The organism is Kocuria sp. CPCC 205231 (assembly GCF_040980965.1).
GTDB classification, from domain to species: domain Bacteria; phylum Actinomycetota; class Actinomycetes; order Actinomycetales; family Micrococcaceae; genus Kocuria; species Kocuria rosea.
This window is the reverse complement of the sequence record NZ_JAVKPP010000003.1, coordinates 154,190-174,230: the sequence shown is the minus strand read 5'-3', so window position 1 is coordinate 174,230 and position 20,041 is coordinate 154,190. Positions and strand designations below refer to the sequence as shown.

The following is a 20,041-nucleotide window of genomic DNA, read 5'->3' as shown; positions in this document are numbered from 1 at the left end:
TGATCCCCCGAGGAGGACACGATGAGCGACGACGAGCTGCGGGTGGTGCTGTACTCGCACGACTCCCAGGGCCTGGGCCACACCCGCCGGAACCTGGCCCTCGCCCGGTCCCTCGCCCAGCACCTGCCGGCGCTGACGGGGCGCCCGGTGACGGGCATGCTGCTGACCGGCATCGACGCCGCCACGTCCTACGGGCGCCCCGACGGCTTCGACTGGGTGGTGCTGCCCGGGATCCGCAAGGGCGCGGGCGGCTACGCGCCCCGCAACCTCTCCGTGGGCATGCGCCACCTGACCGCCCTGCGCTCCGGGATGGTGGACGCCGCGCTCACGGCCTTCCGCCCGCACCTCGTCGTCGTCGACCGCCACGCCTGGGGGGTGGACCGGGAGCTGCTGGAGCCGCTGCGCAGGCTCCGGGACCGGAGCCCCGGCACGGCGGTGGTCCTCGGCCTGCGCGAGGTCCTCGACGAGCCCGCGGCCGCGGCCCGCGAGTGGGCCGCGCTCGGGGACCTGGACCCCGTGCGGGAGGTCTACGACCAGATCTGGGTGTACGGCGACCGCGCGGTGCACGACCCGGTGGCCTCCGGCGAGATCCCCGCCGAGCTCGCCGACCTGGTCCGCCACACCGGCTACCTCGCCACCGGCCGGGCCGCCGGACGGCGCACGAGCGGCGTGGACCGCCCCTACGTCCTCACCATGGCCGGCGGGGGCTCCGACGGCCACCGCCTGACCCTCGCGGCGGCGCGCGCCCGGGTGCCCCACGGCCACCGGCACGTGGTGATCACGGGTCCGCAGATGCCGGAGGAGCACGCCGAGCAGGTGCGCGCCGCCGCCGTGCCGGGCACCCTCGTCCTGCCGTCCGTGCCCGACGCGCTCGCGGAGGTGGTGGACGCGAGCGCGGTGGTGTCGATGGGCGGCTACAACTCGGTCGCCGAGATCCTCACCACGAACACCCCCGCGCTCCTGGTCCCGCGCGACCGGCCCCGGCAGGAGCAGCTGATCCGGGCCCGCGCCCTCCAGGCCCACGGCGCGGTGGACGTGCTGACCGCCGACGCCCTCACCGGCGCCGCGCTCAGCGGCTGGCTGCACCGCGTGGTCGGCACCGTGCGCCTGCGCCGGCACCTGGCGCTCGACGGACTGCACGCCGTGCCCGTCCTCGCGGCGCGGCTCCTGCCCGCGGGCCCGCCGCCGGAGCCCGCGCAGGCCGTGCCGGCCCGTGCCGGAGGCCTCCGGTGAGCGGCCACCGCATCGGCTACGTGCTGAAGGTCTACCCCCGCTTCTCGGAGACCTTCGTGGTCACCGAGGTCCTGGCCCGGGAGGCCCAGGGCGAGGACCTCACGATCTTCGCCCTCCGGCACAGCACCGACCCGCGCTTCCACCCCGAGCCGGCCCGCGTCCAGGCACCGGTCCACCACGTGGAGCGCCCCGAGCGGGCCTCCGCCGGCTGGGCCGTCCTGGCCCGCGCGGCGGAGGTGGTCCCCGGCTTCGGCCCCCGCTTCGCCGCCCTGCTCCCGGAGCTGGCCGGCACGGAGGCCTCCGAGGTCCACCAGGGGGTGGCGCTGGCCACCCGGGTCGTGGAGCAGGGCATCACGCACCTGCACGCGCACTTCGCGACCCTCGCCGCGCACGTCGCCGAGATCGCCTCCCGGCTCACGGGGGTGCCGTTCTCCGTGACGACCCACGCGAAGGACATCTTCCACGAGTCCGTGGACCCCGCCCGGCTGCGCCGCACCCTCGAGCGGGCGGAGCACGTGGTGGCGATCTCCGAGTACAACCGGCGGCACCTGGCCTCCGCGTTCCCCGCGCACGCGCACCGGCTGCGGCTCGTGCGCAACGGCCTGGAGCTCGCCCGCTTCCCTTACCGGGACCCCGCGCCCGTGGGGGAGACCCTGCGGGTCGTGGCCGTGGGGCGGCTCGTGGAGAAGAAGGGCTTCGACCGCCTCGTGCGGGCGGCCGCCCGGTACCGGGAGCAGGGCGGGCGGCTGTCCGTCACCGTCGCCGGCGGCGGCGAGCTGGAGGGGCCGCTGCGCGCCCTGGTCGCGGAGCTCGGCGCCGGGGACGTCGTCGACCTCGTCGGGCCCCGCACCCAGGCCGAGGTCGGCCGGCTGCTGCGCGCCGCGGACGTCTTCGCGGCCCCGTGCACGGTGGGCGCCGACGGCAACGCCGACGGCCTGCCCACCGTGCTGCTCGAGGCGATGGCCATGGGCGTGCCCGTGATCGCGAGCGACGTCACCGGCATCCCCGAGGTGGTCCGCAACGCGGCCCCGCGCACCGGGGTCCTCGTCCCCGCCGACGACGACGACGCCCTGCTCGGCGCGCTCGCCGCGGTCGCCGACCCCGGATTCGACCGGGTGGGCGCCGCCCGGGCCGCCCGCGCCCTCGTGACCCGGGACTACGACTCGACCGGCCAGGCCGCCGCCCTGCAGGCGCTGCTGCCCCCGCCGGTCCCGGACCGGGCGGAGCCCGACCCGGCCCGGGGCCCTGTCCGGCACGCCGCACGCCCCCCGGAGGCCCCGCGCCTGCTGCCGCCCCGTGGCCGGACCCGAGAGCCCGCCCCGGCCCCTGCCCGAGCCGCCGACCCCGTCCCAGGACCTGTCCCCCTCCGCGAAGGAGCCGACCGCTGATGCGTCTCGCCTACGTCTGCGCCGACCCCGGCGTCCCCGTGTTCGGCACCAAGGGCGCCTCCGTCCACGTCCAGGAGATCCTGCGCGCCTGGCGCGCCCGCGGCGCCGAGGTCCGCCTCTACGCCACCCGGCTCGGCGAGGACGTCCCCGCCGACCTCGCCGACGTCCCGGTCGTCCACGTCCCGGTCCCGGCGGGCCCCGCGTCCGCCGCTCCCGGCCGCGCCGCGCGCGTCGCGGCCCGGGAGCGGGCCCAGGCGGACGCCGCCCGCCGGATCGCGGAGCGGGTCGTCGCCGACGGCGCCGACGCGGTGCACGAGCGGCACTCCCTGTTCTCGACCGCCCTGGCCGGGATCACCGGCGCGCTCGGCGTCCCCGGCGTCCTCGAGGTGAACTCGCCGCTGATCGACGAGCAGCGGACCCACCGCGACCTCGTGGACGGGGCGGCCGCCCGCGCCGCGCTCGCCGCGCAGGTCGCCGCCGCCGAGCGCACGGCCTGCGTCTCCGAGCCGGTCGCCCGCTGGGTGGAGCGGACCGTGGCCGACACCGGCGGGCCGGCCGGCCGGGTCCTGGTCGCCCCCAACGGGGTGAACGTGGAGCGCATCCGTCCGTGCCGCGACTCCGCCGCCCGGGGACCGGACCCCGTGCCGCCGGTCGTCGTGTTCGTCGGCACGCTCAAGCCCTGGCACGGCGTGGAGCACCTGATCCGGGCCCGCGCGGAGGCCGCCGCCGACTGGCGCCTGCGCGTGGTGGGGGACGGCCCCCAGCGGGCGTCCCTCGAGGAGCTGGCCGCCGAGCTGGGCGTCGACGCCGAGTTCACCGGCGCGGTGCCCCCCGCCGCGGTGCCCGGGCTGCTGGCCGACTGCGCCGTGGCCGTCGCGCCCTATCCCGCCACGGAGGACGCCGCGGACCAGTACTTCTCGCCGCTGAAGATCTACGAGTACGCCGCCGCGGCCCTGCCGGTCGTCGCGTCCCGCGTGGGCCAGGTGCCGGCCGCGGTCGAGGACGGGGTGACCGGGCTGCTCGTGGCGCCCTCGGACCCCACCGCGCTGGCCGGCGCCGTCGACGCGCTGGTGGCCGATCCCGGCCGGCGGCGTGCCCTGGGACGCGCCGGCCGCCGCGACGCGGTCGCCCGGCGCTCCTGGACCGCGGTGCTCGACGGCATCCTCGCCGGCACGGACCTCGCCCCTCCGGATCCCACCGGCACGCGACCCCGCAGCGGCGCCGCACCGCGCCCGGCCGCACCGGGAGCACTGCAGGGAGCGCCGCGGTGAGCGGGGGCAGGCGGCTCGACCGCAGGGCCCTCCGGCGCACCCTCGGGCTGCTCACCCCGCACCTGCGCGAGCACCGGCTGCTCGCCGCGGGCGGCGTCGTGGTGCTCCTGGCCGAGGTGGCCTTCCGCGTGCTCGAGCCGTGGCCGCTGAAGATCGTCGTCGACGCCGTGTCCCTCTCCCTCGGCGCCGACAACGTCGACCCGTGGATCCCGGAGGCCTCGTGGCAGCTGCTCGCGGCCGCCGGGCTGGCCACGGTCGCGGTGGTGGGGTTCCGCGCGCTCGCCAACTACCTCGCCACGGTCGCGTTCGCCCTCGTCGGCTCCCGGGTCTCCACCGCCCTGCGCGAACGGGTGTTCGCGCACGTCCAGGCGCTGTCGGACCGCTACCACTCGGTCTCCCGGGCCGGGGACACGGTCCAGCGCCTCGTCTCGGACATCGGCAAGCTCCAGGAGGTGGCCGTCACCGCGGGCCTGCCGCTGCTGGCCAACGTCATCACCCTCGTGGTCATGTGCACGGTGATGCTCTTCCTCGACTGGCTCCTGGCCCTCGTGGTGGTCGTGGCGATCCTGGCCTTCCTGCTGGTGGGCCGAGGGTCCTCCGGGCGGATCACCGAGGCCTCGCGCCGGACCCGGCAGGGGGAGGGCGCGCTGGCGAACACCGCCCACGAGTCCCTCGGCGCGATCCGCACCGTCCAGGCCTACGGGCTGGAGGAGCACATGGCCGGCTCCTTCGGCCGCGCCAACCGGCAGGCTCTCACCCAGGGCGTGCAGTCCCGCCGTCTGGCCGCCGCGCTCGAGCGGGCCACGGACGTGATCGTGGGCGTGGCCACCGCGGCCGTGATCTTCGGCGGCGGCCTGCGGGTGCTCGAGGGCGCCATGAGCCTGGGCGACCTGGTCCTGTTCACGACCTATCTCAAGACGTGCATGAAGCCCCTGCGGGACATGGCCAAGTACACCGGGCGCATCGCCCGCGCCGCGGCATCCGGGGAGCGGGTGGCCGACCTCGTGGCGGAGCCCGTGGACGTGCGGGAGGCCTCGGGCGCCCTGGTCCTGCCCGGGGTGCGCGGGGAGATCGCCCTCCACCACGTGGACGCCGCGTACGGGGACCCGGAGCACGGCGGGCGCACCGTGCTGCGCGACGTCGACCTCGTGATCCCGGCGGGCCAGCACGTCGCCGTCGTCGGCCCGTCCGGCTCCGGGAAGTCGACCCTCGTCTCCCTGCTGGTGCGGATGATGGACCCGGTCGCCGGGTCCGTGACCCTCGACGGCCACGACCTGCGCGCCCTGAGCCTCGGCACGGTGCGCGGCAGCACCGCCCTGCTGCTGCAGGACTCCGTCCTCTTCCACGGCACCGTGCGGGAGAACATCCGGCTCGGCCGCCCGGGGGCCACCGACGCCGAGGTCGAGGCCGCCGCGTCCGCCGCCCAGGCCCACGAGTTCGTGACGGCGTTCCCGCAGGGCTACGACACCCCGGTGGGGGAGCGCGGCTCGACCGTCTCGGGCGGGCAGCGCCAGCGGCTGGCCATCGCGCGCGCCCTGCTGCGCGACGCACCCGTCGTGCTGCTCGACGAGGCCACCACCGGACTCGACCCCCGGTCCGCCCGGGACGTGCTGGACGCCCTCGGGCGCCTGGTCCGCGGCCGCACGTCCCTGGCGGTGACCCACGACGCCGCCCTCGCGCTCGCCGCCGACCGCGTGCTGTGGGTCCAGGACGGGCGCATCCTGCTCGACGGCGCCCCCGAGGAGCTGCTCGCCCGGCCGGACGGCGTGTTCGCCGCGTGGGTCGAGCAGCAGCGGGCGCAGGACCGCCGGGAGGTCCGCTCGTGACGCTGCACCTGCCCGACTCCTGGGAGAGCCTGCCCGCGCTCGCCGCGGTCCTCGACCCCGGCCGGCTCACCGAGCTCTTCGGCCACCAGCTCGGCGGCCCGCTGCGCACCAGCCACCTGCGCTACAAGCCCGGCGTCTCGGTCGTGGCCCGCGTGGACGCCGGGACCACGGGCGCGGTGCACTGGGTCGCCGCCTACGCCCCCGCCGGGGACGGGGGGGACAAGCTCGAGAAGGTCCTGGCCCGCGCCGCGCGGGACGGCCGGCCGGCGCCCGTGCTGGTCGCGGACGTGCCGGGACGCCCCGGTCACCGTCTGGCCGTGGGGACGATCAGCACGGACCCCGAGCTGCGGCGCGCGCTCGCCGTGCTCGGGCCGGACCGGGCCCGGCGGCTCGGGCAGCCGGGGGACCCCGCCCGGCTGCTGCGCTACAACCCCCGCCGCCGCGCGGTCCTCACGGGCGCCGACAGCGGCGGGGCCGGCCGGGTCACGAAGCTCACCGCCGGCCCCGCCCCCGCGGACCCGGTGCTGCTGACCCGGCTCGCCGCCGCCGGGATCCCGGTGCTCGCCCCGGTGCCCGTCCCCGGCCTCCCCGTGTCACCGCACGTGCTGCACTACCCCTGGTTCGGGGACGGCGACCTCGCAGCCCGCGCCGCGGCCCCGGACGGCCCAGGCCCCGGCACCGGACCCGGAGGGCCCGTGCTCCAGGCCGCCGCCGCCGCGGGCACGGCACTGGCGCAGCTGCACGAGCGCGGACCGGCGCTCCTCGGCCCCGCACGGGTCGGCGCCCCCCTGGACGCGGGCCGGAAGCTGCGCTCGCTGGCCGCCGACCTGTCCGCCCTCGACCGGCGGTCGGGCGTCCGCTGCGCCCGGACCGGCCGGGTCGTGGCCGAGGCCCTGGCGGACCGCACCGGGACCCCCGTGCGGATGCTGCACGGGGACTTCTCCGCGGACCAGGTGCTCGTGCGCGGCGACGGGGGCCCGGGGGCGCCGGAGCTCCGGCTCGCCGACCTCGACCGGGTCCGCACCGGCACGGCGGCCGACGACCTCGGCAGCTTCCTCGCCGTGGAGCTCCTCGGCCCGGGCGCCGAACAGCCCCCCGCCGCAGCCGAGGAGCTGTCCCTGACGGGCGCCCTGCTGCGCGGGTACGGGTCCGGGGCGGCGCTGCCGCCATGGTCCGAGATCCTGGCCTGGGCCGCGTTCCACGTCCTCGCCCGGAGCATGGAGCCCTTCCGCTCGGCCGCCGCCGACTGGCGGGAGCGCACGGACCGGCGGATCGAGCTCGCGCAGCGGCTGGTGGATCAGGTGCAGCGGGCGCCGGTGACCCCCACACTCGCGCCGGAGCCCGTGCCGTCCGCGCCGGGCGCCCCGCCGTCCGTGCCGCGCGGCGCCGTGCCCGCCGACCGTGTGCCCGCGGGCCCCGTGCCCGCCGGCGGGGATCCGGTGCACGTCGTGGACTCCGGCAGTGGGCACGTCCCGCGGACCCGCCCCGTGCGCGTGCCGGAGACCGTGCCGGACGCCGACGGGCGGCCGCTGCGGGTGCGCCGCGCCTGGCCGGCGGACGGCACCCGGCTCGTGCTCGAGCTCGAGGACGAGCACGGACGCGTTCGCGCGGGCGAGGCGGCCCCCGGCGCGGGGCGGCCGTGGGCCGTCCGCGTCCTGCCCCACGGCGAGGACCCCCGCCTCCCCGGACTCGCCGCGGCGGCCGCGGCCGGCGGCCGGGTGGTCGTGCACCGGCACCGCCGGCGGGCGGTGGTCGGCACCCCGGACCGCTTCGTCAAGTTCCTGGCCCGCGGCCGGGCCGCCCGGGTCGCCGAGCTGTCCGACCGGCTCCACGGGCTGGGCACGGCGGCGGGCTTCGCCGTGCCCGCCGTCCTGGCCCGGGCCGAGGACCGGGTCGAGTTCTCCGTCCTGCCCGGCCGGAGCCTGCACGAGCTGGGGGCCGCGGGACGGAACGACGCCTACCGTGCCGCCTGGGCGGAGTGGGCGCGGTGCTGGCCGGCCCTGGCCACCGCCGCGCCGGGCACGGAGCCGCTGCCCGCGCACACGGCCGAGGACGAGGCCCGCACGCTGGCCCGCTGGGCCGGCCGGCTCGAGGCGTTCCCGGGTCTGCTCGAGGCCCCGCCGGGGGCGGTCGCCGCACGGGCACGGCGGATCGGGGCGGAGCTCTCGGCCCTGCCCGCCGACCGGCGGGGCCGGGTCGTGCTGCACCGGGACCTGCACGACCAGCAGCTGCTCTTCGACGGCGCACGGCTGGGGCTCCTGGACTTCGACACCGCGGCCCTCGGCGAGCCCGAGCTCGACCTCGCGAACCTCTCCGTGCACCTGGAGCTGCGCGCGGCGCAGGGCCTGCTCGAGCCTGCGCTCCGGGCGGCGGGACAGGAGGCCGTGACCGCGGTGGCCCGGGTGCTGGGCGCCGACCCCGGCCGTCTCGCCGTGCACGCCGAGGCGACCCGGCTGCGGCTCGCCTGCGTCTACGCGTTCCGCCCGCGGTGGCGCGCTGTGGCGCAGGACCTGCTCGACGGGCTGCGTTCCTGAGAGGGCTCTCATGTTCTCATGCCCCCCTCAACCGGTTCCTGGACACTGGTGGGCATGAGGATCCTCTGGTCGGCAGTCTCCCTCCTGGTCGTCGCGGGCCTGGCGCTCCTGCTGTGGAACGCGGCGAGCGGCACGGACCGCGTGGAGGTCGTGCGCGGCGGCGTCTCCGTGAGCGGCAGCCCCGGTCCGGGACCGTCGGCCGGCACGGCGCCGCCGGCCGGGGACCCGTCGTCGTCGCCGTCCCCCACCGGCCCCGCGCAGGACGGGGGAGACGCCCCGGGACAGGACCGCGGGGACGCGGGGGGCTCCGCGGTGCCGCTCCCTCCGGTCGAGCCGCCGCCGGCCCCGCCCGCCCTGCCGGCCGCCCCCGATCCTGCCCCGCCGGCCGTCCCCGCACCCCCGGCCCAAGTCCCGCTGCCCGTGCAGCCCGCCCCGCTCGACGACGACTGGGACGACGACCGGGACGACGACCGGGACGACGACGTGGACGACTGAGCGCCGGGTCCGGGGCGCCTGCCGGCCGTGTCGGGGCGCCCCGGCCCGGGCGGGCGGGACGGCGCCGACGGGCCGGAGAACCCTGTCCGATCCAGGGCCGGCAGGACGGCTCCGGAGGTGCTGGAGAGGGGTGGCCGGCGATTTTGGTTCTCCCGAAACGTGCTGGTAGAGTCTTCGTCGTTGCCCCGATAGCTCAGTGGTAGAGCGCCATCTTGGTAAGATGGAGGTCCCGGGATCGATTCCCGGTCGGGGCTCTCGTGATGAGATCCCGTGGCCCGGCCGTCAAGGCCGTCAGCCGCGGTGTCCCATCCCTCTGGCGGTGTAGCTCAGCTGGTTAGAGCGCACGACTCATAATCGTGAGGTCGACGGATCGAGCCCGTCCACCGCTACGGCGAAAAGCCCGTGACCCTCCGGTCACGGGCTTTTGTCGTCCCCGGGCCGGCCCGGCACCGGCCCCTCGATCCGGCACCCCGTCCAGGACCCGACGCAGGTCCGGGCGGACCGGTCACGGCGAGCGCAGCGGATCCCGGCGGCCACGGTGCAGGCCGATCTCGTAGGCGGTGAAGACGGCGAGCGTCAGCGCGACCAGCGGCAGGACGAACCACGCCATGGTCCACGAGAACCCCTCCAGGGCGTCGTGCTCGGTGGCCGCGAGCACCACGTAGCCGGTGTAGGCGGCGTACAGGGCCACGAACAGGGCGCCCTCCCAGCGGGCCACCGCGAACCCGGTGAACGCGATGGGGAGCAGGGCGACCGCGGCGGCCAGCATCACCGGGATGTCGAGGGCCACCGCGGCACCGGACACCGGGATGCCCCCGGGGGAGATCAGCGCCGGCAGGCCGAGCACCACCCCGATGTTGAAGATGTTGCTGCCCACCACGTTGCCCACGGCCAGGTCGCGCTCACCGCGGCGCACCGCGATGACGGAGGTCGCCAGCTCGGGCAGCGATGTCCCGACGGCCACCACGGTCAGCCCGACCACCAGGCTGCTGACCCCCAGCGACGTGGCGATACTCACCGCCCCCTCGACGAGCAGGGTCGCGCCGGCGACCAGCAGGGCGATCCCCAGCACCACGAGCAGCACGGACCGGGGGACCGAGGCCGGGGGCGGCTCCTCCTCGGTCCTGACGTCCTCGGCACCGCCGGTGCCGCCGCCGGCTCCGCGGTCCCCGGACGGCGCCGCCGCGGGGACGGGGGCACCGCGCCGGCCGATCACGACGGTCAGCACCGTGTGCAGCACCACGGCGGCGAGAAGGACCACTCCGTCCACCGCGCCGATCCGCCCGTCGAGGGACACGAGCAGCAGCCCGATCGACAGCACGACCATCCAGGGGAGGTCGAAGCGCACCAGCCGCTGCTTCACCGCCAGGGGAACGACGAGGGCGGAGAGCCCGAGGATGAGCAGGACGTTGACGATGTTGCTGCCGACCACGTTCCCGACGGCCAGGCCCGGCTCGTCGCGCAGCACGGCGCCGACGGTGACGGCGAGCTCCGGCGCCGACGTGGCGGCCGAGACCACGGTGAGCCCGACCACGAGGGAGGAGATCCCCACCCGCCGGGCGAGCGCGGACGCCCCCCGCACCAGGAGTTCTCCGCCGAGAACCAGCAGCGCCAGCCCTGCGACGATCCGGCCGACGTCCAGGAGATCCATGGGCAGGAGTATACGTGCCCCGGACGGCGGCGCCCGGCGGGGCGGGGCGCGCCGCCGTAGACTGGACGGGTCCCGCCGCCCGCGCGCGGCCCGTCCAGCGAGGAGCTGCCATGCCCGTGAACCCCGATCTCGTCGGGCGGACCTACCCGCCGGCCGAGCCCTACAGCGTCGGACGGGAGGCGATCCGCGACTTCGCCCGCGCCGTCCAGGCCGCCCACCCCGCCCACCACGACGTCGAGGCGGCCCGGTCCCTCGGCCACCCCGACCTCGTGGCGCCCCCCACCTTCGCCATCGTGGTGGCCCAGCGCGCCGACGCCGCCCTGATCGCCGACCCCGAGGCCGGCATCGACTTCTCCCGCGTGGTCCACGCCGACCAGCGCTTCACCCACCACCGCCCGATCGTCGCCGGGGACGAGCTCGTGGCCGAGCTGCACGTCGACCAGGTCCGGGCCATGGGCTCCGGGGCGATGGTGACGTCCCGCGCCGAGATCCGCGCCGCGGACGGCGAGCACGTCGCCACCACCGTCTCGTCCCTGCTCGTGCGCGGAGAGGACCAGTGACCGTGAGCATCGCCTTCGACAGCCTCGAGAAGGGCCAGGAGATCGGGCAGCGCCGGATCGAGCTCTCCCGCGCGGACCTGGTCCGGTACGCGGGGGCCTCCGGGGACCTCAACCCCATCCACTGGAACGAGGAGTTCGCCCGCTCCGTGGACCTGCCCGACGTCATCGCCCACGGGATGCTCACGATGGGCGCGGCCGTGCAGCTCGTGACCGACTGGGCCGGTGACCCCGGCGCCGTGGTCGACTACCAGACGCGCTTCACCAAGCCGGTGGTCGTCCCCAACCGGTTCGGGACCGCGGTCGAGGCCTCCACGGCCCTCACGGTGTCCGGGAAGATCGGCGCCCTCGACGACGCCGCCCGCACCGTGCGCGTCGACCTCACCGTGACCGCCCCCGACCTCTCCGCGGAGGGAGCCGACCCGGCGACCGCCGCGGCGCTGAAGGTGCTGGTCAAGGCCCAGGCCGTGGTGCGGCTGGCGTGAGTCCGGGCCGGGGCACCGCGGGCCGCCCGATAGGGTGGTCGCCATGACGTCCCCTCGCATCGCAGACCTCACGACCGCCGCCGTGGGCGGGCCCGCCCGCGACTACGTGCGGGCGGAGTCCGAGCAGGCGGTCGTCGACGCCGTGGCGGCGGCCGACGCCGCCGGGCGGGACGTGCTCGTGGTGGGCGGCGGCTCCAACCTCATCGCGGCCGACGCCGGGTTCGCGGGCACCGTGGTGCACGTGCTCTCGCGCGGCGTCGAGGTCCTCGCCGAGGATCCCGCCGGCGCCCTCCTCGAGGTCCAGGCCGGCCACCCGTGGGACGAGCTCGTGGCGCAGGCCGTGGCCGAGGGGCTGGTCGGCATCGAGGCCCTGGCCGGGATCCCCGGCACCACGGGTGCCACCCCGGTGCAGAACGTGGGGGCCTACGGCCAGGAGGTGGCCCAGACCGTCGAGCTGGTGCGGGTCTGGGACCGCCGGGAGCGGCGCGTGCGGGACTTCGCCCCGGCCGACCTGGCGTTCTCCTACCGGGACTCGGCCCTCAAGCGCAGCACGGTGGCCGGCTCCCCGCGCCACGTGGTGCTCGCCGTGCGGTTCCGGCTCGAGCGCGGTACTGAGAGCGCCCCGGTGCGCTACGGCGAGCTCGCCCGCCGGCTCGGCGTCCAGGTGGGGGAGCGCGCCCCGCTGGAGCGGGTGCGGGAGACGGTCCTGGCCCTGCGCGCGGGCAAGGGCATGGTCCTCGACCCGGAGGACCGCGACACCTACAGCACCGGGTCCTTCTTCACGAACCCCATCCTCCCGGCCGACGCCCTGGGGGAGCGGCTGCCCGCCGACGCCCCCCGCTTCCCCGTGGTGGACGCCGCGGGGCGCCCGCTCGAGGACCGGGTCAAGCTCTCCGCCGCGTGGCTCATCGACCACGCCGGCTTCGGCAAGGGCTTCGGCCTGCCCGGGACCCGCAACGAGCTCCTGGACCTCGACGGCGCCGCCGTCGCCGGGGGCCGCGCCTCGCTGTCCACCAAGCACACGCTCGCCCTCACCAACCGCGGCGGCGCCTCCGCCCAGGACCTCATGGCGCTGGCCCGGACGGTGCGCGACGGCGTCGCGTCCGTCTACGGGGTGGACCTCGTCGCCGAGCCCGTCATCGTGGGCACGGCGGTCTGAGGCGGCGGCCGTGAGCAGCCTCGAGGAGGAGATCGCCCAGGGGGAGAGCTCCGACAGCCGTGTGCGGCAAGCCCTCGGCCGGCTGCGCCGCTGGTCCCGCGGCCACCCCCTGCTGTTCGTGGCCTACCGGACGCTCGTGACGGTCCTCGGGGGCGTCTTCGTGCTGGCGGGCCTGATCATGCTCGTGACGCCCGGCCCGGGGTGGCTCGCCATCTTCCTGGGGCTCGGCATCTGGGGCACCGAGTTCCACTGGGCGCACCGGCTCAACCAGTGGGCGAAGGGCCAGGTGATGCGCGGCTGGCGGTGGTGGCTGGCGCGCACCGCCGAGGGGCGGCACCGCCGGGCCCTCGCCGGGACGGGCAACCTCGTGCCGGGCCCCCGGCACCTGCGGTCCCCGGGAGCCTGAGCCGGGACGGCCTCCTGCCGGGGAGCCCCCCGCGGCCGCGGTCGCACGGGCCCGCGCCGGTGCGCGCGATGACGCCTCCGGACGGGCCCTCCCGGTCAGCGGGAGCGGCCGAGCTGCGCGGCCACCAGCTCCAGCGCGTGCTCGGCCGGGATCCCGAGGTCCGCGATCTCGTCGGCGAAGCGCCGGGCGGCCTGCACCGCCAGGTCCTCGGTCCGGTCGGCGGCGCGCACGAAGCTACCCCGGCGGCCCCGGGTCTCGATCACGCCGGCGGCCTCGAGCTCGCGGTAGGCCTTGGCCACGGTCCCGGCCGCGAGGCCGAGCGCCTCGGCGAGCCGGCGCACCGGTGGGAGCCGGGTGCCCGCCGGCAGGGTGCCGTCCGCGCGGCCCTGCTGGACGCGGTGCCTGAGCTGCTCGGAGGGCGGGCGGTCGTCGCCCGCGTCGAGCGACAGCCCCGGCGGGATCGAGATCTCCTCCACCGGCTACAGGGTGCCGGTGGCGATGCGCAGCATGCGGCGCAGCGGCTCGGCCGCGCCCCACAGCAGCTGGTCGCCGATCGTGAAGGCGCTGATGTAGCCCGGCCCCATGGCGAGCTTGCGGATCCGGCCCACGGGGATGTCCAGGGTGCCGGAGGTCGCCACGGGGGTGAGGTCCCGCATCGAGTCCTCCTTGGTGTTGGGCACCACGGTGGCCCACTCGTTGTCGGCGTCGACGATCCGCTCGATCTCGTCCACGGGCAGGTCCTCCCGCAGCTTGATCGTGAGGGCCTGGGAGTGCGAGCGCATCGTGGCGATCCGCACGCACAGCCCGTCCATGGGCACCCAGTCCTGGGCGTACCGGTCCGTGCGGCCGAGGATCTTGTTGGTCTCGGCCGCGGACTTCCACTCCTCGCGGGACTGTCCGTTGCCGAGGTCGGCGTCGATCCAGGGGATGAGGGAGCCGGACAGGGGCGCGCCGAACATCGAGGTGTCGAGGGCGTCGCCGCGCTGGGCGGCGAGCACCTTGCGGTCGATGTCCAGGATCGCCGAGGCGGGATCGGCCAGCTCGTCCGCGACGACGCCGTGGAGGGCGCCGAACTGCGCCAGCACCTCGCGCATGTGCCGGGCCCCGCCGCCGGAGGCGGCCTGGTAGGTCATCGACGTGGCCCACTCCACGAGGTCGTTGCGGAACAGCCCGCCGAGACCCACGAGCAGGCAGGAGACCGTGCAGTTGCCGCCCACGAAGTCCTTGACGCCGCTCGCGAGACCGCGGTCGATGACGTCCCGGTTGACGGGGTCCAGGACGATGATCGCGTCGTCGTTCATCCGCAGGGTCGACGCCGCGTCGATCCACAGACCGTCCCAGCCGGCGGCGCGCAACCTCCCGTGCACGTCCTTGGTGTAGTCCCCGCCCTGGGCGGTGACGACGATCGGGAGCTTCGCCAGGGTCTCGAGGTCGTAGGCGTCCTGCAGCGTGCCGGCGTCCCCGGCGAAGGACGGGGCGGGCCGGCCGGCGCTGGAGGTGGAGAAGAACACCGGGGTGATGCCCCCGAAGTCCCCCTCCTCCTGCATGCGCTGCATGAGCACGGAACCCACCATGCCCCGCCAGCCGACGAACCCTACCGAATCACCCGAGCTAAAAGTCATGGCCCCCAGTCTAGTGGGCGCGGTGCAGGGCCCAGCGCCGGCGCTTCTCCTTCACCTTCTGCGCCGGCGGGAGCTCGAGGCCGGGCACCACCAGGTCCCCGTACTGCGGGAAGCGGTGGAGGTAGTCCTGGACGTAGGTGCACGTGGGGCGCACCGCGACGCCCTGCTCCCGGAAGCCGTCCAGCAGGAGCGTGACGAGGGTGCGCGCGTAGCCCTGCCGGCCGAACTGCTCGCCGATGATGGTGTGCTGGAGCTCGACCGTGCCGTCCTCGTGGTCCTGGAAGCCCTCGAAGCCGATGAACTGCTCCCCCCGCCACAGCTCATAGCGGTCGAGGTCCGTGTTCTTCACGACGCGCAGCTGCTCGTCGTCCCGGATCGCGGGGTCGGGGTGCCGGTCGGTCACGGTGTTCCTCCTGGTCGTGGTGCAGCTCACGCTACCGGAGCCGCCGGGCTACCGGAACCGGGCGTCCCTCCGCCCGGTCCCCGCCGGCCGCGCGTGCGCCGCTCGATCCGGTAGCCCAGGCCCGTGCGGGACACCGACTGGCCGAGGACCGGCTCCGTGGCCCACCCGTCGTCGAGCACCGGGGCGTGTGTGTCCCCGTCCGCGTCGAGGTCGATGACGGTCACGAGCGCCTCCGTCACGGGGTGCTCGGCGTCGGCCAGGGCCTGCCGGTAGACCTCGCCGCCGCCGATCACCCAGATGCGCTCCGCGCCGGGGCTCGTCCGGGCCAGGCGCACGGCCTCGGCGTACGAGGGTGCCGTCAGCACCGCGCCGGGATCCTCGCCCCGGGCCACCCGGCCGGGGGAGGAGGTGATGACGATGTTGGTCCGTCCGGGCAGGGGCCGGAAGCGCTCCGGGAAGGACTCCCACGTGCGCCGGCCCATGATCACGGGGTGGCCGGTCGTCGTGCGCCGGAAGAACGCCATGTCCTCCGGCAGCGACCAGGGCATCGCCCCGGCGCGGCCGATGACGCCGTCGGCGGTCTGCGCCCAGATCGCCCCGATCGCCCCGGTCGTCCCGGCGGTCATACGGCCACCGGGGCCTTGATCGCGGGGTGGTGGCGGTAGTCGAGGACCTCGAAGTCCTCGAGCTCGTAGTCGAAGACGGTGGCGGGCCGCCGGGCGAGCCGCAGCTGCGGATAGGGGTAGGGGTCCCGGGAGAGCTGCTCGCGGACCTGCGCCACGTGGTTGTCGTAGACGTGGCAGTCCCCGCCGGTCCAGACGAACTCCCCGGGCTCCAGGCCGGTCTGCTGGGCGATCATGACGGTGAGCAGCGCGTAGGAGGCGATGTTGAAGGGCACGCCCAGGAACATGTCCGCGGAGCGCTGGTAGAGCTGGCAGGACAGCCGCCCCGGCCCGTCCTTCCTGGGCTCGACGTAGAACTGGAACAGGGCGTGGCACGGCGGCAGGGCCATCTCGTCCACCTCGGCGGGGTTCCACGCGGTCACCACGTGGCGCCGGGAGTCGGGGTTCGTGCGGATCTGCTCCACGACCTTGGCGATCTGGTCGATCGACCCGCCGCCGGGGGTGGGCCAGGACCTCCACTGCACGCCGTAGACGGGTCCGAGCTCCCCGTCCCGGTCCGCCCACTCGTCCCAGATGGTCACACCGCGCTCCTGCAGCCACCGCACGTTCGAGTCCCCGCGCAGGAACCACAGCAGCTCGAGGGCCACCGACCGGAAGTGCACCCGCTTGGTGGTCAGCAGCGGGAAGGACTCCGCCAGGTCGAAGCGGATCTGGCGCCCGAAGACGCTGCGCGTCCCGGTGCCCGTGCGGTCGGACTTGTGCACCCCCTGCTCCAGGACCTCGCGCAGGAGGTCCTCGTAGGGCGTCGGCACCGGGGCGGGCACGGGGTCGGGGGCGGTCATGCGGGTCTCCTCGGGGGAAGTCGGGGCGGGCCGGGCGGTCCGTGGCGGGTGGCTCGTGGCGGGTGGTGCGCTGCGGTCCCGGCGGTTGCGGGACGGTGCGCCGCGGGTCCTGCGGCGCCGGGCCGGGGGTCAGTCGTCGAAGGGCTTCACGAGCTCCACGGAGACCACCCGCCGGCGGTGCCGGCGGGAGACCTGCAGCACGATCATCTCGCCGGGGGAGAGGTACGGGTCCTTGGCCGGCAGCTGCGCGGCGAGCTCTGGGCTCGCGTGCCGGGCGATGACCTTGAGGACCGTGGGCAGCACCGGGCGGTGCGTGCACAGCGCCACCGGCGTGTCCTTGTCGAACATGGTCTGGGCCACGGCGGCCGCCTTCTTGGGGTGGCGCTTGTGCGAGGCCTCCGTGAGCTGCGGGCGCTCCCGCACGGAGACCCCGGCCTTGCGCGCGTACGGCACCACGGTGGACAGGCAGCGCAGCCAGGGGGACGTGAGGACCCGCTCGGGGGACCACGCCCGGAGCAGCCGGGTCACGGCGAGGGCCTGGCGCTTGCCGGTCGCGGCCAGCGGCCGGTCGCCCTCGGCCCGGGACCAGGCCGAGCGCGGCTTCGCCTTGGCGTGGCGCACCACGATCGCCGGGCGCGTGGCGAGGTCCCCGCGCTCGTGCAGGTCCACCAGGGCCGCCAGCGGCTCCCGGTCGGAGGGGTTGGTCAGCATCCGGTGCGCGTCCTCGGGCGAGACCCAGCGGACGGCGTCCACCTCCTTGCCATCGGGCTCGGGCCGTGCGCCGGGGCCGAACTCCGCGGCCCAGTAGTGCACGTCCTTGCACCCGTCCTTGACGTCGTAGCGGATCGTGGGCAGGGGCACGCCCAGGCGCGGCAGCAGGCCGATCTCCTCGCTGACCTCCCGGTGGGCGGTCTCGGGCAGCGTCTCGCCGTCGTCCTGCTTGCCCTTGGGGAAGGACCAGTCGTCGTAGCGCGGCCGATGGATGACCAGCACCTCGAGCCCGCCGCCCGTCCGGCGCCAGCACAGGCACCCGGCCGCGAGCACGTCGGCGGGCCGCCCGCTCCCGGCCGCGCCGCTCGTGCCGGTCCTGCCGCCCGCCCGGCCGGGGCTCTCGGCCGGGCGCTGCTCGGTGGTCTTCTCTGCGGTCCTGGGCATGGCCCCTCTTTCGTCCCCTGTCCGTGGTGCACGGGCGTGCCGGGGCCCGCGGTCCGGACCGTCGGGCGGCACCCCCACGATGCTACCGCTGACCCGTTCCACCGCCGACTAGATCGTCGGCCGGCCGAGGGCCCGGCTGCGCAGCAGGTGCTCCTGGACGTCCACGAGCGGGTTCCCCTCGGCGTCCCGGTGGTGGCGGGTCCACACGCCCTCGGCGTCCAGGTGCCAGCTGGCCGTGGCGTCCGAGACGTAGCGGGCCAGCAGCCGCACGAGCGCGGCCGCCTGCTGGGGGTCCGTGATCCGCACCAGGGTCTCCACCCGGCGGTCGAGGTTGCGGTGCATCATGTCCGCCGAGCCGATGTAGACGAGGGGCTCGCCGGCGTTGCAGAACGCGAAGACCCGGGAGTGCTCCAGGAACCGGCCCAGCACCGAACGGACCCGGATGTTCTCGCTCAGCCCCGGCACCCCGGGGCGCAGGGCGCAGATCCCGCGGACCACCACGTCCACGGGCACCCCGGCCTGCGAGGCCCGGTAGAGGGCGTCGATCACGGCCTCGTCCACGATCGAGTTGCACTTGACCTGGATCCGGGCCGGGCGGCCGGCCCGGTGGTGGCGGATCTCGGCCTCCACGAGGTCGACGAGCCCGGAGCGCACGGAGCGGGGCGCCACGAGCAGGCGCTGGAAGGTGGTCTTGGGCGCGTAGCCGGAAAGCTGGTTGAAGAGCCGGGAGACGTCCTCCCCGACCTCCGGGTCGCACGTGAGCAGCCCCAGGTCCTCGTAGAAGCGCGCGGTGGAGGGATGGTAGTTGCCGGTGCCGATGTGCACGTACCGGCGCAGCCCGTGCTCCTCCTGGCGGACCACGAGGGAGAGCTTGCAGTGGGTCTTCAGCCCCACGATGCCGTAGACCACGTGCACCCCGGCCTGCTCGAGCTTGCGGGCCCAGGAGATGTTGGCCTGCTCGTCGAAGCGGGCCTTGATCTCCACCAGCGCCAGCACCTGCTTGCCGGCCTCGGCGGCGTCGATGAGCGCGTCCACGATGGGGGAGTCGCCCGAGGTCCGGTACAGGGTCTGCTTGATGGCCTGGACCTTCGGGTCCGCGGCGGCCTGCTCCAGGAAGGCCTGGACGCTCGTGGCGAACGAGTCGTAGGGGTGGTGCAGCAGCACGTCCCGGGCCCGGGTCGCGGCGAAGACGTCCGCCGCCTTGGCGGTCTCCGCGGCGTTGAGGTAGCGGGAGGTGTGGGCCACGTGGCGGGCGTAGTGCAGCTCCGGGCGGTCGATGCCGGCGATGACCCCCAGCCCGCGCAGGTCCAGCGGGGCGGGCAGCCGGTAGATCTCGGACTCGTCGATGCCCAGCTCGGAGACGAGCAGCTCGAGCACCTCCGTGCTGATGCTGTCCGTGACCTCCAGGCGCACCGCGGGACCGAAGCGGCGGCGCAGCAGCTCCTTCTCCAGGGCCTGCAGGAGGTTCTCGGCGTCGTCCTCCTCGACCTCCAGGTCCTCGTTGCGGGTCACGCGGAACACCTGGTGCTCCTCGACCTCCATCCCGGGGAACAGGTCGTCCAGGTGCTGGGCGATGACGTCCTCGAGCGGGATGAACCGGGCCTGGCCGTTCGGCAGGCGCGAGGCCCGGGACCCGTCCACCGACAGCAGCCGGGGCAGCTGGTCCGGGACCTTCACGCGGGCGAACAGCCGCTTGCCCGACTGCGGGTTGCGGACCATCACGGCCAGGTTGAGGCTCAGCCCGGAGATGTAGGGGAACGGGTGGGCCGGGTCCACGGCCAGCGGCGTGAGGATGGGGAACACCTGCCGGTGGAAGTCCCCGGTGAGCCGCTCCCGGGTGGCGGCGTCCAGGTCCTCCCAGCCGACCAGGTGGATGTTCTGCCGGGTCAGCTCGGGCCGCACCAGGTCGTGGAAGGCCCGCGCGTGCCGCTCCTGCAGCTCGTGGGCGCGCGCGGCGATGGTGGCCATCTGCTCCGCGGGGGAGTGCCCGGAGGCGGCCGGCCGGGCGATGCCCGTGGCGATGCGCCGCTTGAGCCCGGCCACCCGGACCATGAAGAACTCGTCCAGGTTGGAGGCCACGATGGACAGGAAGTGCACCCGCTCCAGGAGGAAGAGGTCCGGGTCCTCCGCGAGCTCCAGGACCCGGGAGTTGAACGCCACCCAGCTGGCCTCGCGGTCCAGGAAGCGCTCGGGCCCGTGCCGGCCCTCCAGCACCTGCCGGGCCGCGGGCACGGGGTCGTCGATCCGGTCCCGGTCCCCGTGGCTCCGGGCGGAGTCGGGGAGCTCGTCGGGGCCCCCGGGGGGTGCGGTGCCGGACCCGGCGGCCGGGGCCCCGGGGGCGCTCGGGGCCGGCGCGGACTGCGGGCTGTCCTGCTGGTGGGTGGTCATCAC

Annotated in this window: 18 protein-coding genes and 2 tRNA genes; 12 read left to right on the top strand and 8 right to left on the bottom strand. The window is 76.0% G+C overall.

Going from position 1 to position 20,041, the window contains the following annotated elements; all coding sequences use genetic code 11:
• Window positions 1-21: 21 nt before the first annotated feature.
• The 8 genes from RF640_RS04100 to RF640_RS04065 all read left to right on the top strand — a co-directional run bounded on the left by RF640_RS04100 (window position 22) and on the right by RF640_RS04065 (window position 9,136).
• Entirely contained in the window at window positions 22-1,233 is a 1,212-nt protein-coding gene (locus RF640_RS04100) for a glycosyltransferase family protein (RefSeq protein ID WP_115162915.1), read from the top strand.
• A complete protein-coding gene (locus RF640_RS04095) occupies window positions 1,230-2,621 on the top strand; it encodes a glycosyltransferase (protein ID WP_368826694.1) in 1,392 nt (463 codons plus the stop codon). The genes RF640_RS04100 and RF640_RS04095 overlap by 4 nt, the downstream gene beginning before the upstream one ends.
• Complete coding sequence (locus tag RF640_RS04090) at window positions 2,621-3,892, top strand: glycosyltransferase family 4 protein (RefSeq protein ID WP_368826692.1); 1,272 nt, start codon at window positions 2,621-2,623, stop codon at window positions 3,890-3,892. The genes RF640_RS04095 and RF640_RS04090 overlap by 1 nt, the downstream gene beginning before the upstream one ends.
• Entirely contained in the window at window positions 3,889-5,718 is a 1,830-nt protein-coding gene (locus tag RF640_RS04085) for an ABC transporter ATP-binding protein (protein WP_095651597.1), read from the top strand. Before RF640_RS04090 ends, RF640_RS04085 begins: the two co-directional genes overlap by 4 nt.
• Window positions 5,715-8,252, top strand: coding sequence for a phosphotransferase (locus RF640_RS04080; protein WP_368826690.1), 2,538 nt, complete (start codon window positions 5,715-5,717; stop codon window positions 8,250-8,252). Before RF640_RS04085 ends, RF640_RS04080 begins: the two co-directional genes overlap by 4 nt.
• A 54-nt stretch (window positions 8,253-8,306) precedes the next feature.
• Window positions 8,307-8,747: a hypothetical protein gene (locus RF640_RS04075; RefSeq protein ID WP_368826688.1), complete on the top strand. Its 441-nt coding sequence runs from the start codon at window positions 8,307-8,309 to the stop codon at window positions 8,745-8,747.
• A 182-nt stretch (window positions 8,748-8,929) separates the two neighbouring features.
• A tRNA-Thr gene (locus RF640_RS04070) sits at window positions 8,930-9,001 on the top strand.
• Between the two features lie 61 nt (window positions 9,002-9,062).
• Window positions 9,063-9,136: transfer RNA gene (locus tag RF640_RS04065), tRNA-Met, on the top strand.
• A 116-nt stretch (window positions 9,137-9,252) separates the two neighbouring features.
• Here RF640_RS04065 and RF640_RS04060 read toward each other — a convergent pair.
• Window positions 9,253-10,398, bottom strand: a complete 1,146-nt coding sequence (locus tag RF640_RS04060; protein WP_017834251.1) for a calcium/sodium antiporter — start codon at window positions 10,396-10,398, stop codon at window positions 9,253-9,255.
• 110 nt (window positions 10,399-10,508) lie between these two features.
• On the opposite strand from RF640_RS04060, the gene RF640_RS04055 reads away from it, so the two are divergent.
• The 4 genes from RF640_RS04055 to RF640_RS04040 are packed head-to-tail and all read left to right on the top strand — an operon-like array spanning window position 10,509 to window position 13,005.
• Window positions 10,509-10,958 (top strand): MaoC family dehydratase N-terminal domain-containing protein, encoded by a 450-nt coding sequence (locus RF640_RS04055; protein ID WP_035924924.1) that lies wholly within the window; start codon window positions 10,509-10,511, stop codon window positions 10,956-10,958.
• A gap of 2 nt (window positions 10,959-10,960) precedes the next feature.
• A complete protein-coding gene (locus tag RF640_RS04050) occupies window positions 10,961-11,440 on the top strand; it encodes a MaoC family dehydratase (RefSeq protein WP_031283397.1) in 480 nt (159 codons plus the stop codon).
• Window positions 11,441-11,483: 43 nt separating this feature from the next.
• Window positions 11,484-12,599 (top strand): UDP-N-acetylmuramate dehydrogenase, encoded by a 1,116-nt coding sequence (locus tag RF640_RS04045; RefSeq protein ID WP_017834248.1) that lies wholly within the window; start codon window positions 11,484-11,486, stop codon window positions 12,597-12,599.
• A 10-nt stretch (window positions 12,600-12,609) separates the two neighbouring features.
• Complete coding sequence (locus RF640_RS04040; RefSeq protein ID WP_035924921.1) at window positions 12,610-13,005, top strand: TIGR02611 family protein; 396 nt, start codon at window positions 12,610-12,612, stop codon at window positions 13,003-13,005.
• Between the two features lie 95 nt (window positions 13,006-13,100).
• On the opposite strand, the gene RF640_RS04035 is transcribed toward RF640_RS04040, so the two are convergent.
• The 7 genes from RF640_RS04035 to RF640_RS04005 form a co-directional block, all read right to left on the bottom strand.
• Complete coding sequence (locus RF640_RS04035) at window positions 13,101-13,481, bottom strand: GntR family transcriptional regulator (protein WP_017834246.1); 381 nt, start codon at window positions 13,479-13,481, stop codon at window positions 13,101-13,103.
• A 3-nt stretch (window positions 13,482-13,484) separates the two neighbouring features.
• Window positions 13,485-14,627, bottom strand: a complete 1,143-nt coding sequence (asd, locus tag RF640_RS04030) for an aspartate-semialdehyde dehydrogenase (protein ID WP_031283394.1) — start codon at window positions 14,625-14,627, stop codon at window positions 13,485-13,487.
• 10 nt (window positions 14,628-14,637) lie between these two features.
• Entirely contained in the window at window positions 14,638-15,030 is a 393-nt protein-coding gene (locus tag RF640_RS04025; RefSeq protein WP_017834244.1) for a GNAT family N-acetyltransferase, read from the bottom strand.
• A 26-nt stretch (window positions 15,031-15,056) separates the two neighbouring features.
• Entirely contained in the window at window positions 15,057-15,656 is a 600-nt protein-coding gene (locus RF640_RS04020) for a dihydrofolate reductase (protein ID WP_368826683.1), read from the bottom strand.
• Window positions 15,653-16,495 (bottom strand): thymidylate synthase, encoded by an 843-nt coding sequence (locus RF640_RS04015; RefSeq protein WP_017834242.1) that lies wholly within the window; start codon window positions 16,493-16,495, stop codon window positions 15,653-15,655. Before RF640_RS04015 ends, RF640_RS04020 begins: the two co-directional genes overlap by 4 nt.
• A 129-nt stretch (window positions 16,496-16,624) precedes the next feature.
• Entirely contained in the window at window positions 16,625-17,650 is a 1,026-nt protein-coding gene (locus RF640_RS04010; protein WP_017834241.1) for an NUDIX hydrolase, read from the bottom strand.
• 108 nt (window positions 17,651-17,758) lie between these two features.
• The gene (locus tag RF640_RS04005; RefSeq protein WP_109222005.1) at window positions 17,759-20,038 is read right to left on the bottom strand and encodes an RNA degradosome polyphosphate kinase; all 2,280 of its coding nucleotides are present in this window, start codon (window positions 20,036-20,038) and stop codon (window positions 17,759-17,761) included.
• Between the last annotated feature and the right edge of the window lie 3 nt (window positions 20,039-20,041).

What these genes read in the sequence shown, in the direction of transcription:
- RF640_RS04055 (WP_035924924.1), top strand. Translation starts at nt 10,509, where the DNA reads ATGCCCGTGAACCCCGATCTCGTCGGGCGGACCTACCCGCCGGCCGAG.
- RF640_RS04005 (WP_109222005.1), bottom strand. Translation starts at nt 20,038, where the DNA reads ATGACCACCCACCAGCAGGACAGCCCGCAGTCCGCGCCGGCCCCGAGC.
- RF640_RS04020 (WP_368826683.1), bottom strand. Translation starts at nt 15,656, where the DNA reads ATGACCGCCGGGACGACCGGGGCGATCGGGGCGATCTGGGCGCAGACC.
- RF640_RS04045 (WP_017834248.1), top strand. Translation starts at nt 11,484, where the DNA reads ATGACGTCCCCTCGCATCGCAGACCTCACGACCGCCGCCGTGGGCGGG.
- RF640_RS04075 (WP_368826688.1), top strand. Translation starts at nt 8,307, where the DNA reads ATGAGGATCCTCTGGTCGGCAGTCTCCCTCCTGGTCGTCGCGGGCCTG.
- RF640_RS04060 (WP_017834251.1), bottom strand. Translation starts at nt 10,398, where the DNA reads ATGGATCTCCTGGACGTCGGCCGGATCGTCGCAGGGCTGGCGCTGCTG.
- RF640_RS04090 (WP_368826692.1), top strand. Translation starts at nt 2,621, where the DNA reads ATGCGTCTCGCCTACGTCTGCGCCGACCCCGGCGTCCCCGTGTTCGGC.
- RF640_RS04100 (WP_115162915.1), top strand. Translation starts at nt 22, where the DNA reads ATGAGCGACGACGAGCTGCGGGTGGTGCTGTACTCGCACGACTCCCAG.
- RF640_RS04015 (WP_017834242.1), bottom strand. Translation starts at nt 16,495, where the DNA reads ATGACCGCCCCCGACCCCGTGCCCGCCCCGGTGCCGACGCCCTACGAG.
- asd (WP_031283394.1), bottom strand. Translation starts at nt 14,627, where the DNA reads ATGACTTTTAGCTCGGGTGATTCGGTAGGGTTCGTCGGCTGGCGGGGC.
- RF640_RS04010 (WP_017834241.1), bottom strand. Translation starts at nt 17,650, where the DNA reads ATGCCCAGGACCGCAGAGAAGACCACCGAGCAGCGCCCGGCCGAGAGC.